Origin of the sequence: Caballeronia sp. LZ032, from assembly GCF_031451315.1 — a bacterium.
Lineage (GTDB): Bacteria > Pseudomonadota > Gammaproteobacteria > Burkholderiales > Burkholderiaceae > Caballeronia.
On the sequence record NZ_JARUXP010000001.1, the window covers coordinates 2,313,053 to 2,329,462 of the forward strand.

Consider the following 16,410-nt stretch of genomic DNA (forward strand, 5'->3'; position numbering starts at 1 on the left):
TGCGTGCTTCTCCGCGGCTCACTTTTCCGCGCTTTCACCGGCCGGCCTGACGCCGCCACGTTCCTGCCATTCCCGGCGCGCCACGCGCGAGCGCGCGAACGCTGCTTCGAGCGCGGCGCCGTCCGATGCCTCGATCGCCGCGCGAAAACGCGCGAGCACGGCCGTGTAATCGTCCAGTTCGGCGAGCAGCGCGGCGCGGTTCGCCAGACAGATGTCGCGCCACATTTCCGGACTCGACGCGGCGATGCGCGTGAAGTCGCGGAATCCGCCCGCCGCAAACGAGAATTTCAGCTCGGCGTCGGGCGTGGCAAGAATCTGGTCGACGAGCGCGAACGACAGCACGTGCGGCAAGTGGCTCACCGAAGCGAACACGCGATCGTGCTGCGCCTCGCTCATCTCGCGCACGCAGGCGCCGGTGGCGCGCCACATCGAGGCGATGCGCTCCACGTCGGCGAGCGCGTTCTCCGTCAGCGGACACAGCACGACATTGCGCCCGACGTACAGCTCCGGCAACGCCGCATCGACGCCGCTCGACTCGCGGCCCGCGATCGGATGCCCCGGCACGAATTGCGCGATCCGCGCGCCCAGCGCTTGCCGCGCGGCCGCGACGACGTCGCTCTTGGTGCTGCCGGCATCGGTGACGATGGCGTGCGGGTCCAGCAACGGCGCAATCCGCGCGAGCAGCGGGCCCGTCTGCGCGACCGGCGCCGCGAGCAGCACGAGGTCGGCGCCCTGGAGCGCGCGCGTCAGCGCGGGGGTGTCGTCGAGCGCAACGGCTTCGTCTATCACGCCTAGCTCGAGCGCGCGCGCCACCGACTGCGCCGAACGCCCCACGCCGACGATCCGCCCCGCGAGTCCCGCGCGTTCACGCAGCGCGCGCGCGAGCGATCCGCCTATCAGGCCGACGCCGAGAATAACGAGTTTGTTGAAAGAGAACGCAGCCACGGGGACATCGATAAAAGCGCGTCGTGCGACGCAGGAAACCGGACCGCCACGCATGCGCGGCGGCAACGAGCCGCTCAGCGGGCGCGCGGGTACGAACCGAGAATCTTGAGGAACGCGGCCTTGCGCCCGAGTTCGTCGAGGGCGGCGGCGGCGGACGGATCATCGCGATGACCTTCGATGTCGATGTAGAAGTAGTACTCCCACGTGCCGGCACGCGCCGGGCGCGACTCGAAACGGTTCATCGACACGCCGTGCGCCGCGAGCGGCTCCAGCAGCTTGAACACCGCGCCCGACTCGTTCTTCACCGTGACGATCAGCGAAGTCTGATCGTGGCCGCTCGACCCCGTCGGCTCCCGGCCGATGATCACAAAACGCGTGCGATTGTGCGGATCGTCCTGGATCATCGAGAACACGACGCCGAGACCGTAATGCGTGGCCGCGCGGTCGCCGGCGATGGCCGCGACCGTCGCATCTTCCACCGCCATGCGCGCCGCCTCGGCGTTGCTCGATACCGCCTGCCGCTCGAGCTGCGGCGCATTGGCGGCGAGCCAGCGCTGGCACTGCGCGAGCGCCTGCGGATGCGCGCACACGCGCTTGACGCCGTCGAGCGTGCCGGACGCCGTCAGCAGGTTGTGATGGATCGGCAAGGCTAGCTCGCCGCCGATCAGCAAGGACGTGGACAGCAACAGGTCGAGCGTGCGCGACACCGCGCCCTCGGCCGAATTCTCGACGGGCACGACGCCGTACTGGGCCGCGCCGGCTTCGACCGCGCGGAACACTTCGTCGATCGAAGGACACGGCACGCCGTGGATGGAATGTCCGAAATACTCGAACATCGCCTGTTCGCTATAGGTGCCGACCGGGCCCAGGAATGCCGCGCTGATGCTCTGTTCGAGCGCGCGGCTCGCGGCCATGATCTCGCGCCAGATCGACGCAATGTGGTCGTCGGCGAGCGGACCCTGGCTCATCTCCTGAAGCCGCGCGATGACCTGCAGCTCGCGCTCGGGACGAAACACCGGCGCGTTGAAATGCTTCTTCACCTCGCCCACTTCGAGCGCGACGGAGGCACGCTGGTTCAGCAGCGCGATAAGTTGCGCGTCGAGCGCGTCGATGCGCTCACGCAGGGGTTTGAGTTGCGAATTGAGATCGTCGTCCATGCGGTGCTAGATGTGTGATGCCGGTTTAAGCGCTGGCGCGCTCGAAATCCTTCATGTATTCGACGAGCGCCTTGACGCCCTCGACCGGCACCGCGTTGTAGATCGATGCCCGCATGCCGCCGACGGACTTGTGGCCCTTCAGTTGCAACAGCCCGCGCGCCTTCGCGCCGGCCAGGAAATCCGCGTTGCGCGATTCGTCGGCGAGGAAGAACGGCACGTTCATGCGCGAACGGTTCTGCCGCTCCACCTTGTTGACGTAGAAAGCACTGGAATCGATGGTGTCGTAGAGCAGCTTCGCCTTCTCGACGTTGCGCGCTTCGATCGCTTCCAGTCCGCCCTGCTTCTTCAGCCATTTGAAGACGAGCCCCGCGATATAGATCGCATAGGTGGGCGGCGTGTTGTACATGGAATTGTTTTCGGCGACGGTCTTCCACTCGAACGCCGACGGACAGATGGGCAGTGCGCGGTCCAGCAAGTCTTCGCGCACGATCACGACCGTGACGCCCGCCATGCCGATGTTCTTCTGCGCGCCGCCGAAGAGCACGCCGTACTTGGCGATGTCCATGGGACGCGAGAGGATGTGCGAGGAAGCGTCGGCGACCAGCGGGATATCGCCGAGATCCGGAATCTCGAAGGCCTCGACGCCGTCGATGGTTTCGTTCGAGCACAGATGCACGTAGGCCGGATCGTCGGACAGCTGCCATTCGTCGAAGGCCGGCACGCGCGTGAAGCCCGCTTCCGTCTTGCCGCTCGCCGCGAGATGGGCCGTGCCGTATTTCTGCGCTTCCTTGAACGACTTCGTGGACCACGAACCGGTCACGACGAAATCCACCGTGTGCCTTCCGCCGAACAGGTTCATCGGCACGATGGCGTTCTCGCCGAGACCGCCGCCCTGCAGAAACAGGATGCGATGCGAAGCCGGCACCTTCAGCAGTTCACGCAGGTCGGTGAGCGCTGCCTCGTGGATCGACATGAATTCGGCGCCGCGGTGGCTCATTTCCATCACGCTCATGCCGCTGCCTTGCCAGTCGAGCATTTCATCGGCTGCCTGCTGGAGCACTTCTTCTGGCATCGCGGCGGGGCCGGCGGAGAAATTGAACACGCGCATCTGAGAAAGTCCGGATGGCAGGCGCGAAACGAACAGCGGCCAGGTAATTACCGCGTGTTCACGCCCAAAAAAGAAATGGCTGCTTGCGCTCACGCGCAAACAGCCATTATGGCACTGTCCAGGAAACGCGCCAACGAAAGGGGCCGTCAGCCCCTTCGCCTGGTCCGTCCGGACGATGCCGCCGTGCTTACTTGCCCGGCTTGACGCTCGCCACTTCCTGGTCGGCTTGCGTGCGCGTTGCCTTGATGGCTTGCGGCATGTACTTCTGCATCAGGCCGTTGACCACATCACGGCCAACCTGGTCCTGCACCTGAATGAACTTGCGGCCCGTCGGGCTCTTGTAGAACGTGGTCAGATCCTTGATCTCGTCCGTCGTGTAGTACTTCGCGTACGCGTCGTACTGAGCCTGCATGGCGTCCTTGCGGAATGCGTCGGTCGCGAAAACCTGGCCCGCGGAGTCAACCAGCTTCGGCACTGCGTTCTTCTGCAGCGTCGGGACGGCAGCCTGCTTTTGCTTGTCGTTCAGCGACTTGTTCTCCGAGAGCGCGTCCGAGAGGATGGCCGGGACGAGTTGCTTCGACTGCATCTGTGCGCTGTTGCCGATTGCGCCAACCAGCTTCTGCGCGTCGATGGCATCGAGCAGGTCCTTGATCGCGGCTTGCTTGGCCGGATCAACCGGTGCTGCTGCCGGCGCCGGAGCTGCCGACGTGGCCGGCGCCTGGTTCTGAAGCGACTGAGCCATTGCGAAAGTCGGCACGAATGCGGCCAGCAACATCCACTGCTTGAAACGTCCTTGCATCATTACTCCCTGTAGAAAATATCCAGTTCAGCACTGGCCACGAGCGTTTGCGTTATTTGAAGCCGAATCGGCGGACGGCCGGTTACAGCATCTTCACGCGCTGCGTCGCGCAGCTTAACCAATCCAAGCTTACAAATGCTTAACCCCGGCTTGAACCGCGGCTACGACGAGTTGGAACGAGCGACACAACACAAGCGCCATCAGGCATCCTCATCGCCCGGCGCAGATTCGTTGCCGGACTCATTGCCATTCAGCGGTGCATCGCCTTCGTCGAGTTCCGCTTCGGCTTCCGCCTCGGCGATGTGCTGCAAGCCCGACAGCTTGGTTCCCTCGTCAAGGCTGATGAGTGTAACACCTTGAGTTGCGCGGCCCATCTCGCGGATCTCGGACACTCGCGTGCGAATCAGCACGCCCGAATTCGTGATCAGCATGATCTCGCTTTCCGGCTCGACGAGCGTTGCAGCCACCACGCGGCCATTGCGCTCCGACGTCTGGATCGCGATCATGCCCTTCGTGCCGCGGCCATGACGCGTGTACTCGTTGATCGGCGTGCGCTTGCCGTAGCCATTTTCCGTTGCGGTCAGCACCGACTGGTTTTCGCCGCCCGCCACCAGCAGAGCGATGACCTGCTGCCCGTCTTCCAGCTGCATGCCCCGCACGCCGCGTGCCTCCCGGCCCATGGCGCGCACGTCGTTCTCGTCGAAACGCACGGCCTTGCCGGAATCGGAGAACAGCATGACGTCATGTTCGCCGTCGGTGATCGCGGCGCCGATCAGGTAGTCACCTTCGTCCAGACCCACCGCGATGATGCCCTTCTTCAGCGGGCGGCTGAACGCCTCGAGCGGCGTCTTCTTGACGGTGCCAAGCGACGTGGCCATGAACACGTACTTGTCTGCCGAGAATTCCTTGATCGGCAGCACGACGTTGATCTTCTCGCCGTCCTGCAGCGGGAACATGTTGACGATCGGGCGGCCGCGCGAATTGCGCGAGCCCTGCGGCACTTCGTACACCTTGATCCAGTACACGCGGCCGCGATTCGAGAAGCACAGCATGTGATCGTGCGTGTTCGCGATGAACAGCGTGTCGATCCAGTCGTCTTCCTTCATCTGCGTCGCCTGCTTGCCGCGCCCGCCGCGCTTCTGCGCGCGATATTCGGACAGCGGCTGCGACTTCACGTAGCCCGCGTGCGACATGGTGACGACCATGTCCGTGGGCGTGATCAGGTCTTCGGTGTTGAGCTCGGTCGCGTTCATCTCGATGCGCGAACGGCGGTCGTCGCCGAACTCCGCACGGATCTGGCCGAGCTCGTCGACGATCATCTGGCGAATCCGTTCCGGACGCGCGAGGATGTCGAGCAAATCGGCGATCTGCGCCATCACTTCACGGTATTCGCCGACGATCTTGTCCTGCTCCAGACCGGTCAGGCGTTGCAGGCGCATCTGCAGGATTTCCTGCGCCTGCACGTCGGACAGACGATACAGTCCGTCTTCCTGCAGGCCGTACGCGGGATTCAGCCCTTCCGGACGATAGGCCGCGCGGCCGCCCGAGGCTTCGGTTTCGGTGCGCGTGAGCATTTCGCGCACGAGCGACGAATCCCACGGACGCGCCATCAATTCCTGACGCGCGATAGGCGGCGTGGGCGCCGCCTTGATGATGGCGATGAATTCGTCGATGTTCGCGAGCGCCACCGCCAGGCCTTCGAGCACGTGGCCGCGATCGCGCGCCTTGCGCAGTTCGTAGACCGTGCGCCGCGTCAGCACTTCCCGTCGATGCGACAGGAAGCATTCGATCATCTCCTTCAGGTTCAGGAGCTTCGGCTGGCCGTCGACGAGCGCGACCAGGTTCATGCCGAACGTGTCCTGCAGCTGCGTCTGCTTGTACAGGTTGTTCAGGATGACTTCGGGCACTTCGCCGCGCTTCAGCTCGATCACGACGCGCATGCCGCTCTTGTCGGATTCGTCGCGGATGTCGGAGATGCCTTCCAGCTTTTTCTCGTTGACGAGTTCGGCGATGCGCTCGAGCAGCGTGCGCTTGTTCACCTGATACGGGATTTCGTCGACGATGATGGCCATGCGCTGGCCGCGGTCGATCTCTTCGAAGTGCGTGGTCGCGCGCATCACGACGCGCCCGCGGCCCGTGCGATAGCCGTCGCGTACGCCGGCGACGCCGTAGATGATGCCGGCGGTCGGGAAGTCCGGCGCGGGCACGATCTCGATCAGTTCGTCGACCGTGGCCTCCGGCGTGTGCAGCAGATGCAGGCAGGCGTCGACGATTTCGCGCAGGTTGTGCGGCGGAATGTTCGTGGCCATGCCGACCGCGATACCCGCCGAACCGTTGATGAGCAAATTCGGGATTCGGGCCGGCAGAACGAGCGGCTCGTTTTCGCTGCCGTCGTAGTTCGGACCGAAGTCGACGGTTTCCTTGTCGATGTCGGCCAGCAGCTCGTGGCCGATCTTCGCCATGCGGATTTCGGTGTAGCGCATGGCGGCGGCGTTGTCGCCGTCGACCGAACCGAAATTGCCCTGGCCGTCCACCAGCATGTAGCGCAGCGAGAAGGGCTGCGCCATGCGCACGATGGTCTCGTAGACGGAGGCGTCGCCGTGAGGATGGTATTTACCGATGACGTCGCCGACGATACGCGCCGACTTCTTGTACGCGCGGTTCCAGTCGTTGTTCAGCTCGTGCATCGAATACAGCGCCCGGCGATGCACCGGCTTGAGGCCATCGCGGACATCGGGAAGCGCACGTCCGACGATCACGCTCATCGCGTAATCGAGATACGAACGGCGCATTTCCTCCTCGAGGGAGATTGGCAGAGTCTCTTTGGCGAATTGATCCATTATCCGTGTCTTGAACTGTGCAGCGGCGACACGGCAGCGCGTTCGGGAGCGTCGAATTCCGGCTTCGAATGCTCGTCACGCGCCCGCCAGCCGCGTGACATGCGCCGCGCGGCCCGGGGCCGACGTCCGCTGCATGCCTCGCTGTATGCCTCGCTTCGTGGCTTTGCTTCAGGCTTTTTCACACACTGCGAACGCAGCGCATCAGGAAATTCTAACATGCGCCACCTGCTCGACCGGACGCCGTGCGTATACATAGTGTGTGTGTCACGGATCAGCAGTCGTAACCGGATGGCGAACCCGAAGTTCGCAATGCGCAACGCTGTTCCAAACATTTACAAAATCGCGGGAACGCGTATCGTCGGTTGGTCATGTGAACGGGCTATGATGCCGCCTCGCCGTTTTGTCGGCGGCAAAAGATTCAGCGTTGAAATCCCGCAGAAAATGGCGCTCAGGCACGTAATGTGCGCACGTTTTGCGCCTTCTTTGGCGTGCGCCGCTTCCTGTCCCCATCATGTTGCGGAAGCACCACATAAGGTTGCGGGGCTTGAGGGTGCGGGGATATTTTTATCGTTGCAAGGGAACGATATGGCAAAATGCCAACGCACAAAGTTAGACACTGCTCGAAGTCTATACAGGGCGTTTTGTTCCGTAGGGAATGTTATACTTCGAGCAATGTATGACTTGTCTTCGTCTACAGGCTCGCAGTAAACCTGCGGTAATCTCAATTTCGAGAGGAGAAATATGAATAAACTTTCAAAGCTCGCGTTCATTGCAGCTACCGCAGTTATGGCTGCATCGGCCTCGGCACAGTCGGTGCCGGCCTCGCGACAAGCAGTGAATGACAACTGGGTGAACGGCACGGGCGAGTATGTGTGGATGAACGGCACGAACGAACTGTGCTGGCGCGATGCATTCTGGACCCCGGCTACGGCAAACGCAAAGTGCGATGGCGCGCTGGTCGCGCAAGCACCGACGCCGCCGGCACCGGTCGCTCCGCCGCCCCCGGTCATCCAGTCGCAAAAGGTTACCTACCAGGCTGACGCCCTGTTCGACTTCGACAAGGCAGTCCTGAAGCCGGCCGGCAAGCAACAGCTCGACGATCTGGCATCGAAGATCGGCGCGCTGAACCTCGAAGTCGTGGTTGCAACGGGTTACACGGACCGCATCGGTTCGGACGCGTACAACAACCGTCTGTCGCTGCGCCGTGCGCAAGCTGTCAAGGCTTACCTGGTCAGCAAGGGCATCGAATCCAACCGTATCTACACGGAAGGCAAGGGCAAGCGTGACCCGGTCACGGGCGGCAAGTGCCAGCAGAAGAACCGCAAGCAACTCATCGCCTGCCTCGCGCCGGATCGTCGCGTGGAAGTCGAAGTTGTCGGCACGACGCGTCAGCCGCAGCAGTAATCGCGAGTCGGATTACCGCAGATCAAACCCCCGCCTCGGCGGGGGTTTTTTTATGTCTTTTCGCGTGTCCCTGGGCATGTCCTGGACACGGCGGATTCACCCTTCCCGGCAATCCCGGGCCGGCCCCTTTTTGCCCGCCTTCGGAGACGCCTATATACTCGGCCTAATCGATAACCGAGCGTTTCACGACTCAATCCAGGGCAATTCCCAACATGACCAATGTCGATCCCCACGAACTACAGAAATTCAGCGAGCTCGCGCATCGCTGGTGGGACCCGAACGCCGAGTTCAAGCCGCTGCACGAGCTGAACCCGGTCCGTCTCGACTGGATCGACGCCCACGCCCACCTGATGAGCAAGCGCGTGGTGGATATCGGCTGCGGCGGCGGCATTTTGTCGGAATCGATGGCCACGCGCGGCGCCAGCGTCAAGGGCATCGATCTTTCGTCGAGCGCGTTGGGCGTCGCGGACCTGCATAGCCTCGAAAGCGGTGTCGAAGTCGCCTATGAGGAGATTTCGGCGGAGGCGCTCGCCGCGCGCGAGCCGGCCTCCTACGACGTCGTCACCTGCATGGAAATGCTCGAGCACGTGCCGAATCCCGCCGGCACCGTGGCCGCGTGCGCCACGCTCGTGAAGCCGGGCGGCTGGGTGTTCTTCTCCACGCTCAACCGCAACGCGAAGGCCTACCTGTTCGCCGTCATCGGGGCCGAATACATCGCGCGCATGCTGCCGCGCGGCACGCATGATTACGCGCGCTTCATCAAGCCGTCGGAACTCGCGACCTTCGCGCGAACGGCATCGCTGCTGCCCGTGGATATCAAGGGCATCACCTATCGGCCGATCTCGAAGCACTTCGGATTGTCGAACGACACGAGCATCAACTACATGATGGCTTGCCGCCGCGAAGCCTGACGCCATGAACCCAGAAGATCCCCTCGTTACGGGTACCCTCGACACCCAGCCATTGCCGGACGACCCCACGCCCCTGCCCCAGCGCGTCGCCGAGCGGGACGGCCTCGGGCTCTGCCAGGCCGTGCTGTTCGATCTCGACGGCACCCTCGCCGACACCGCGCCCGACCTCGTCGCGGCCGTCAACAAGATGCGTCACGACCGCGGCCTCGAAATGCGGCCGCTGGAGCTGCTGCGGCCGTTTGCGTCGGCGGGTGCGCGTGGGCTGCTGGGCGGCGCGTTCGAGATTGGCCCGGAACATCACGACTTCGCGGCGATGCGCGACGAATTCCTCGCCAACTACGAAGCCGATTTGTGTATCGAGACGACGCTCTTTCCCGGCATCCTCGAACTGCTCGACCAGCTCGATGCCCGCGGCGTGCGCTGGGGCATCGTCACGAACAAGGTGACGCGGCTGTCCGAGCCGCTCGTTGCGCTGCTCGGACTGGACGCGCGCGCCGGCTGCCTCGTCTGCGGCGACACGACGCCGCATTCGAAGCCCCATCCGGCGCCGCTGCTGCACGCGGCCGAATTGCTCGATGTCGCGCCGGAACGCATCGTCTATGTCGGCGACGATCTCCGCGACGTGCAGGCGGGCTTCGCGGCCGGCATGATCACGGTCGCGGCGGCCTACGGCTATTGCGGCGACGACATTCCGCCGCGTCGCTGGCATGCCAACCATGTGGTGGACACGCCGGAAGAGCTGCAGCAGTTGCTGCGCGATATCGGTTGAGAGAGCGCTGAAAAGCGGCCGAAAGCGCGGCTTGAGAATCCTGCGGTTCGCCCCATCTGGTGTTTCGTGGGATAATCACCGTTCCGTTTCGGGGGCGACCTGGTTTCGACAGGGGTTGTGAAGCGGTCAGGGCATACCGAGGACCCGTCACCTCGTTAATCAATGGGAAAAACGTAACTGCAAACGACGATACGTTCGCACTGGCAGCCTAAGGGCTAGCCGTCCTCTCACTAATTCGCTGACGGGTTAGGGTAGCAATACCACGAGAGGTCATATACGTCAGATAAGCCTTTGCGGCGTCACGACGCCAAGGTCGAAAATTTAGTGAATCGCCGTCACGCAGCGTGTTCGTCCGCGTCGTGGCAGTTAAATCAAATGACAGAACTAAGTATGTAGAACTGTTCGTAGAGCGCTTCTGGACGCGGGTTCGATTCCCGCCGCCTCCACCAATTACTATTCTCAAATGTTCCCGAGAAGTACAGAAAACCCGCTACAGCCAACGCTGTGCGGGTTTTTTGTTTCCCCGTTGATTCCAAGGCATCCCATCGAAACCAGCGTTCAGGGGTGTTATTCTCGGTGGTATTAGACAACTACTTCCGACCGATACCACCATCATGGCACTGACCGAACTGCAGGCCAAAAACGCACGCTACAACCCTGATGGCAAAGGCAATCGCCTGACCGATGGCGACCGCATGTATCTGCAGCTCACAGTCTCGGGCGGCAAGTTATGGCGAATGAACTACCGTTTCGGGGGCAAGGACAAAACCCTGAGTCTCGGCCAGTATCCCGAGATATCGCTTGCAGAGGCCCGCCGCCGGCGAGCATCTGCGCGTGAAAGGCTCGCGACCGGCATCGACCCCAGTGAGGCAAAGAAGGCGGAGAAGCGCACACAGCGCCTTAACGCAGAGAACTCCTTCGAGGCCATCGCTCGCGAGTGGCACACCAAGTACATTTCCACGTGGTCTGACAGTCATGGCAACCGCATCTTGCGCCGCCTCGAGGTCGATGCGTTCCCTTGGATCGGCGGACGACCGATGGCAAGCATCACACCGCCGGACGTGCTGGACATCCTACGCCGAGTCGAGAAGCGCGGCGCGCTTGAGACGGCCCACCGCCTCCGCGGCAACGTTGGGCAAGTCTGCCGCTACGCCGTGGCTACTGGTCGGGCCGAACGCGACGTCACCGGCGACCTTCGCGGTGCACTCCCGCCCGTCCATCCAGAGCACATGGCGGCCATCACCGACCCCAAAGAGGTCGCCGAGCTGCTGCGCGCGATCGACGGATACTCCGGCTCCTTCCCCGTCATCTGCGCCCTCCGCCTTGCCCCGATGCTGTTCCAGCGTCCCGGCGAACTTCGCTTTGCCGGCTGGGAGGAATTTGATTTAGATGGGGGCACGTGGGAAATCCCCGGCGCGCGGATGAAGCGCCGGAAGCAGGCAAAGGCGACCGGTGGCGCACATATTGTCCCTTTGTCCAGCCAAGCCGTGACAATCTTGCGCGAGCTCCATGCGCTGACGGGCAACGGGCACTTCCTTTTCCCAAGCATCCGGACACGGACTCGCCCAATGTCCGAAAATACGGTCAATGCTGCGCTGCGGCGCCTTGGTTACGACGGCGAGACAATGACCGGCCACGGATTCCGCGCCGTCGCCCGCACAATCATGGTCGAACGGCTGCATGTTCCAGCGGAGATCGTCGAAGCACAGATGGCCCACGCCGTAAAAAATCCACTTGGCCGCGCGTATGACCGCACCGTATTTCTCGATCAGCGCCGAGAGATGATGCAAAGTTGGGCCAACTATCTCGACCAACTCAAGGCCAGCGCGCAGATCATGCCGCTTCCCGCCGTAGGCTGAAAAACTGTGGTGGTCTCGATTCCGCTGATGGTAGACGGCACCAGCTGGTTGCCGTCGAACCGGCGCGAGGAAGGCGTTGGACGATGTGATACTCACCCCGAGCGACACACTGCCGCTGCCGCCTAGCGCCGAGCATGAGCGAGTCGACGGCGTGAACAGTCCGTTTCGTCCGGAGCCTCGATAGTGGGTGACGCGCAACCGATCGAGCAGTCTGTCCTATCAAGATCCGATTTCAACAACACGTTGCATGCCGGGAGAGAAAAATGGTCAGAGTATCTGAGAGCGACGGCCGACCACTGAAGCCAGGCGAGATCGACGGCATGGAAGATCTGCTCGGCGACGATATTCTGCCGACCGACTGGGATCTGGCGGTCGAGAACCCGCCGCACGCGGGGTGGATGGCCCGCTGCCGCATCCAGATCTACCGCGCCCTGCAAAGCATTGAGGCGTCGATCAATCGGAATGAGGGGCGACAATGAGCACCCGCTACGATCAAGACCTCGCGCGGTGGGCGCTGGAGCAAGCGCGGCTGCTGCGCGAGGGAAAGCAGGATCAGGCCGATATTGAAAACATCGCAGAGGAACTGGAAAGCATGGGCGGCCGTGCGCGCCGGGAATTGCGGCACCGACTTGGTCTACTCGTGCAACATCTGTTGAAGTACGAATATCAGGCTGAGCGGCGCACGCCGAACTGGTACGCTGAGGTAGTCGAGCAGCGCTTGATGATCGATACGGTCATCGACACGAGCCCCAGCCTGCGCGCAAACGTCCCTGAGTACTTGACGAAGGGATATGGCGACGCGTGCCGCTGGCTCAGCGCAGACACGGGTCTGAAAGACTTCCCCAAAGAATGTCCGTGGACCTTTGACGAGGCGATGACGAAGCTGATCCCGGACGCCTGAGGTGTTCACCGGCGCCCTTGCCCGCCTTCCATCGGCTCCTGATGATGGCGCGGACCGAACGGGCCGTAGCACGTTTGCGAGACGGCTACCACGACGCACTTACACGCCCGAGATCAAGACCACCTACTATTGCTTCGTCACCATTTCGCTATGGTACGGAGCCTGCTGCGTCGACCACTTGTTGATGCGATCAACGAAGCCGGTACCGCGCTCAAACTGCACCTCGGTGAAGTAGCTGCCGAAGGGCGTGAAGTCATGCACCACGCCCACGATGTAGTACTCGGATTGCATCGTACCGTGCGTGAGTCGCAGGTAGCGACCGGCCTTGATCGACTCTCGACCGCTCAGGCGCATCGAGCCCGTCTCGAGAACGACGTTGTCCTTGTTGAGGTCGTACAACTGCTGACGGCGATTGTAGATCCAGGAGAGAGCGCCATTCTGCGCTGCGTTGCGGGAGGGGCCGTTCTGCGTGCCGTTCCCGTTGTTCGGCTCGTCAAGACCGGCTTGATTGGTCGTTTCCTCCATCTTTCGCACCCCGTAGAGAGCAGGGTCGACGTTCCCATAGTCGGTCACGTAAAAAGAAGCCGAATCCTGGGGGCTGCTGTACGCAAGCATCCGTGCCGTCGAACCATAATTAGTCAGGAACCGCGGGCAATCAGCCCAGAAGTAGTTCGCGACATGCGCGTCCGTACGCGCCACAGTCATGCTTACGATCGCGCTGCGGTCGATCCCGACGACCATCGGCGCAGTAACGCCCGACATTAGGAAGTCACCGGACGCCGGATCCTTGAAGGGATTCGGCCGATAGACAGCGACTGGACCGCTCTCACGGTCTTCGACGAAGAATTCGTTCCAGGGGCCGATATCCCCATGGGAATGAATTAGAGCGTGGACATTTGCGCCGTTGAACGTGCCCACCCCAAAGAGGGACACCTTCGATTCCGTCACCTGAATATCGGTCGCAATTTGCATCACCGCGTCCGTGCTCGCCGCATTTTTCGACATGTTTGCAAGATACGGATTCACAACCTTGTCGAACACTGCCTGCGTGAACTTCCCGGTCTCCATCACATTGTCGAAGTCGCCGAACTTCGCGAAGAACGGGAAGCTCGTGATCATGGCCGCCGCGTCTTCCGGCGCGTTCGGCATGAAGAAGATCTGCATCATTTGCAGGATCTTCCCGTAGTCGTGGCCGCTGACAACGACAGTACGGGTGGGCTTGCCATCGGCGGACATACCCTCCATCCGCTGCACCTGCGAGACGAAGCCCCGCATCATGATCGGCATGTTCGTGCCGTCCGGCGTGGCGCTCCACGCCGAGATCCGGATGACGATGGAATCCATCGGCTCGATGACCGAATATAGCGAGTCGAGGATGTCCGTGTCGATCTTGTCGGCGAGCGCTAAGGTGAATGTGCCAGACGGCTCACGGACAGATTTCGAGACGCGAACGGGGTTGTTTTCGGACAAATAAGGGGTGAGATCCACGACACTCGACTGCCCCGCATAACGGGCGGACACAGGCGTCTTTCCGCTGGTGGTCTTGCGCGAAATGTTCTTGTGAAGAACCACCTGGATACCAGGCTTTCTGGTTTTGATCGGCATAGCTTCTGTTCACTCCCGGATCCGCGCGGCAGGGCGACCGACGCGGAAATATGAATGTCGTAGGAAACGTGGTTTCGTTGTTAGATCGGAGCGCGATGGGACCGGACTGCATCGGCCAATCTCTGTGACGGCTCCCAGAGTTTCCAAAGCGAATGATTGGTTCGACCACTCGCGATATATCGTTCCACCAGGGCTTGCAGAAGTTTTTCCTCGAGCGCGGCAATTGCGCCGTCCAGTTTCTTTTCCGTCTGCGACTGCTCATAGGCAGCCACGTCCGCTTTCGCACGCTCCAATTTCCGCGCGGACACATCAACATTAGAGGCGACCTCTGTTTCTCGCTGCTGCTCCTGTTCTAGGAAGGCAGACAAGTCTCGGGCGTCCGCGTCGATAACGGCGAGCCGCAGGGCAGCCAGCGCTTCGTCAATCTTGTCCGATTGAACGTCCGCGACGAGCTGCGCACGAGCTTGCGCTTTTTCGGCTAGACGCTGGTTGATGGCGGCGATCGTGTTCGCGATCTGTTCGTTTGCAGCTGCTGCAGCTTTGTGCGCTGCTTCGGCGCTAACCAGCGCCTTATAGATATGGTCCATAGGATCAGTTCTCCGGGTCGAAGCGTGTAATGAGTTTTTTCAAGCGATTGGCCGATGCGTTTGCACGCGCACGTGCTTCGCTCAACATGGCTTCATCGACGGTCGCAGTTCGTTCTGCGTTGCTGCGCGCGACTTGGGCCTCAGAGCGGCGTTGTTCCACCTCTCGCCTGTCGATTTCGGCGCGCAGCGACGCGGTATCCGCGCCAGAAAGCAGCGTCTCTCGCAGACGCTGCCGAAGGATTTCAAGGTCTTGCGTCATGGTTGCGATGTGTAGAGTTTGGTGATCAGCTCACTTGGAAGCTGTCCGCGGAAATTGATGATGGTTTCGATTCGCGTGGCATCACTCGGACGCAGGCGCCGGGCATCAAGCGCCTGCCGGCACACTTCGCGCACTTGCTTCTCGGTGAATTCGCTGTCGCCAACGCGTACGCGGTAGCCACTGCCGGCTGGCTTGGCCGGCTCTGCCTTCAAGGCGCGCGGATCTGCTGGCAGTCCGAGAACACGCGCGGCGCCTGAAGGCATCCGCTTTTGCGCAGGCAACAAAGCCGCGACCTTGGCCGCAGGCGATCGCGCGGACGTTGCTGCTGCCGGTGCGCGCACTGCCGGAGTCTTCACGGAGACAACGCGACGCGAATTCTCAGGCTGCGCTGGGGGGCGCGGATTGACTTCAGCCCGAAGCGCCTTGACCAATCGTTCGAACGCGCCTTTGCTCACGGTAGCCTCCGCTCTGCATTGCCACGGCCGACGCGGGGGCGGGATTTGATCCACTGCTGGACCTCCGTCTGCCGCCACGCGACCGTGCCGGGGGAAATGCGAACAGCGGCTGGGAAATCACCGGTGGCAAGCAGGCGCTCGAGCGTCGACGACGCAAGCGACGTTATCTCGAGGACCGCCGGTCGCCGGATCAGGCTTTCTTTTGGTGTTGGCATAGAGGTAGCGCTAGTTGCGATACCTCTATGTTTTCGTCACGACCGCGCGCTGAACACCCATGACGTGTCATGGGGCACCGGGTTTCAGCACGTCATTGTAGGAATGACCGGCTTTTGCAACGAGTTCGAGGATTTGTCGTGACGCGAGGCTAGGGACGTCGAAATGCACGTCCTGCTCGAATGCGCCACCTCAAAACGCCCGCGACACCCGTCATTGCCCCGCTCGAGTCCAAAGAGCTTCACGGCATAAAACTTTTCGAATGCGCTCGCCTCCATGCCGCTATATCCACAAGCGCATGCGCGCGCAACTACGAAAATGCCAGATACGATTCGTGCGTTGACTGTCCGATCGGCGCCGCTCTTCACGCGGAACGTGGAAAGAAGGCAGCTTCTCAAGATGTCAAAGCACCAAAAATCGTTCAACGCGACAACCTCGCGCGTCGGGCCGCCCTGCGAGCGAGCAATGGAAATGCATCTGCGCTGCCCTGCGTCCGCTGCGGGCATACCGCGGCTTCGAAGAAGCGCCTCATCGGGCGTATGCGTCTAGTTGGAGGGACCCGATGCATCTCCTGTTACAACCGTGAGCGAGAAATACT

16 protein-coding genes and 1 other RNA gene are annotated in these 16,410 nt (G+C 62.0%); 7 read left to right on the top strand and 10 right to left on the bottom strand.

Annotated features, from left to right (window positions below):
- Positions 1–18: 18 nt before the first annotated feature.
- The 5 genes from QCE69_RS10865 to gyrA form a co-directional block, all read right to left on the bottom strand.
- Positions 19–999, bottom strand: a complete 981-nt coding sequence (locus QCE69_RS10865) for a prephenate dehydrogenase/arogenate dehydrogenase family protein (RefSeq protein WP_309930651.1) — start codon at positions 997–999, stop codon at positions 19–21.
- Between the two features lie 20 nt (positions 1,000–1,019).
- Positions 1,020–2,102 (bottom strand): prephenate dehydratase, encoded by a 1,083-nt coding sequence (gene pheA / locus QCE69_RS10870; RefSeq protein WP_309930652.1) that lies wholly within the window; start codon positions 2,100–2,102, stop codon positions 1,020–1,022.
- A gap of 25 nt (positions 2,103–2,127) precedes the next feature.
- Positions 2,128–3,210, bottom strand: coding sequence for a 3-phosphoserine/phosphohydroxythreonine transaminase (gene serC / locus QCE69_RS10875; protein ID WP_309931625.1), 1,083 nt, complete (start codon positions 3,208–3,210; stop codon positions 2,128–2,130).
- Between the two features lie 187 nt (positions 3,211–3,397).
- Positions 3,398–4,009, bottom strand: a complete 612-nt coding sequence (locus QCE69_RS10880) for a DUF2059 domain-containing protein (protein ID WP_309811638.1) — start codon at positions 4,007–4,009, stop codon at positions 3,398–3,400.
- Positions 4,010–4,209: 200 nt separating this feature from the next.
- Positions 4,210–6,849 (bottom strand): DNA gyrase subunit A, encoded by a 2,640-nt coding sequence (gyrA, locus tag QCE69_RS10885; RefSeq protein WP_309917896.1) that lies wholly within the window; start codon positions 6,847–6,849, stop codon positions 4,210–4,212.
- A gap of 741 nt (positions 6,850–7,590) precedes the next feature.
- On the opposite strand from gyrA, the gene ompA reads away from it, so the two are divergent.
- From ompA to QCE69_RS10920, 7 genes are all read left to right on the top strand, one after another.
- Entirely contained in the window at positions 7,591–8,253 is a 663-nt protein-coding gene (gene ompA, locus QCE69_RS10890) for an outer membrane protein OmpA (RefSeq protein WP_309809318.1), read from the top strand.
- Positions 8,254–8,465: 212 nt separating this feature from the next.
- Positions 8,466–9,164 carry a bifunctional 2-polyprenyl-6-hydroxyphenol methylase/3-demethylubiquinol 3-O-methyltransferase UbiG gene (gene ubiG / locus QCE69_RS10895; protein WP_309902286.1) on the top strand — a complete coding sequence of 233 codons (699 nt, stop codon included), beginning with the start codon at positions 8,466–8,468 and terminating at the stop codon, positions 9,162–9,164.
- A 4-nt stretch (positions 9,165–9,168) separates the two neighbouring features.
- Positions 9,169–9,933, top strand: a complete 765-nt coding sequence (gph, locus tag QCE69_RS10900) for a phosphoglycolate phosphatase (RefSeq protein ID WP_309809321.1) — start codon at positions 9,169–9,171, stop codon at positions 9,931–9,933.
- A gap of 90 nt (positions 9,934–10,023) precedes the next feature.
- Positions 10,024–10,382, top strand: a transfer-messenger RNA (tmRNA) gene (gene ssrA, locus QCE69_RS10905).
- A 165-nt stretch (positions 10,383–10,547) separates the two neighbouring features.
- Positions 10,548–11,792 (top strand): phage integrase central domain-containing protein, encoded by a 1,245-nt coding sequence (locus QCE69_RS10910; protein WP_309930653.1) that lies wholly within the window; start codon positions 10,548–10,550, stop codon positions 11,790–11,792.
- A 320-nt stretch (positions 11,793–12,112) separates the two neighbouring features.
- Complete coding sequence (locus QCE69_RS10915; RefSeq protein WP_309930654.1) at positions 12,113–12,271, top strand: hypothetical protein; 159 nt, start codon at positions 12,113–12,115, stop codon at positions 12,269–12,271.
- Positions 12,268–12,693 carry a DUF29 domain-containing protein gene (locus QCE69_RS10920; protein WP_309930655.1) on the top strand — a complete coding sequence of 142 codons (426 nt, stop codon included), beginning with the start codon at positions 12,268–12,270 and terminating at the stop codon, positions 12,691–12,693. Before QCE69_RS10915 ends, QCE69_RS10920 begins: the two co-directional genes overlap by 4 nt.
- A gap of 126 nt (positions 12,694–12,819) precedes the next feature.
- Here QCE69_RS10920 and QCE69_RS10925 read toward each other — a convergent pair whose 3' ends face one another.
- From QCE69_RS10925 to QCE69_RS39520, 5 genes are all read right to left on the bottom strand, one after another.
- Complete coding sequence (locus QCE69_RS10925) at positions 12,820–14,298, bottom strand: hypothetical protein (protein WP_309930656.1); 1,479 nt, start codon at positions 14,296–14,298, stop codon at positions 12,820–12,822.
- 80 nt (positions 14,299–14,378) lie between these two features.
- Positions 14,379–14,885, bottom strand: coding sequence for a hypothetical protein (locus QCE69_RS10930; protein ID WP_309930658.1), 507 nt, complete (start codon positions 14,883–14,885; stop codon positions 14,379–14,381).
- Positions 14,886–14,889: 4 nt separating this feature from the next.
- Positions 14,890–15,144 (bottom strand): hypothetical protein, encoded by a 255-nt coding sequence (locus tag QCE69_RS10935; RefSeq protein ID WP_309930659.1) that lies wholly within the window; start codon positions 15,142–15,144, stop codon positions 14,890–14,892.
- Positions 15,141–15,599, bottom strand: coding sequence for a hypothetical protein (locus tag QCE69_RS10940; RefSeq protein ID WP_309930660.1), 459 nt, complete (start codon positions 15,597–15,599; stop codon positions 15,141–15,143). Before QCE69_RS10940 ends, QCE69_RS10935 begins: the two co-directional genes overlap by 4 nt.
- Entirely contained in the window at positions 15,596–15,814 is a 219-nt protein-coding gene (locus tag QCE69_RS39520; RefSeq protein WP_409021180.1) for a helix-turn-helix transcriptional regulator, read from the bottom strand. Before QCE69_RS39520 ends, QCE69_RS10940 begins: the two co-directional genes overlap by 4 nt.
- Positions 15,815–16,410: the final 596 nt, after the last annotated feature.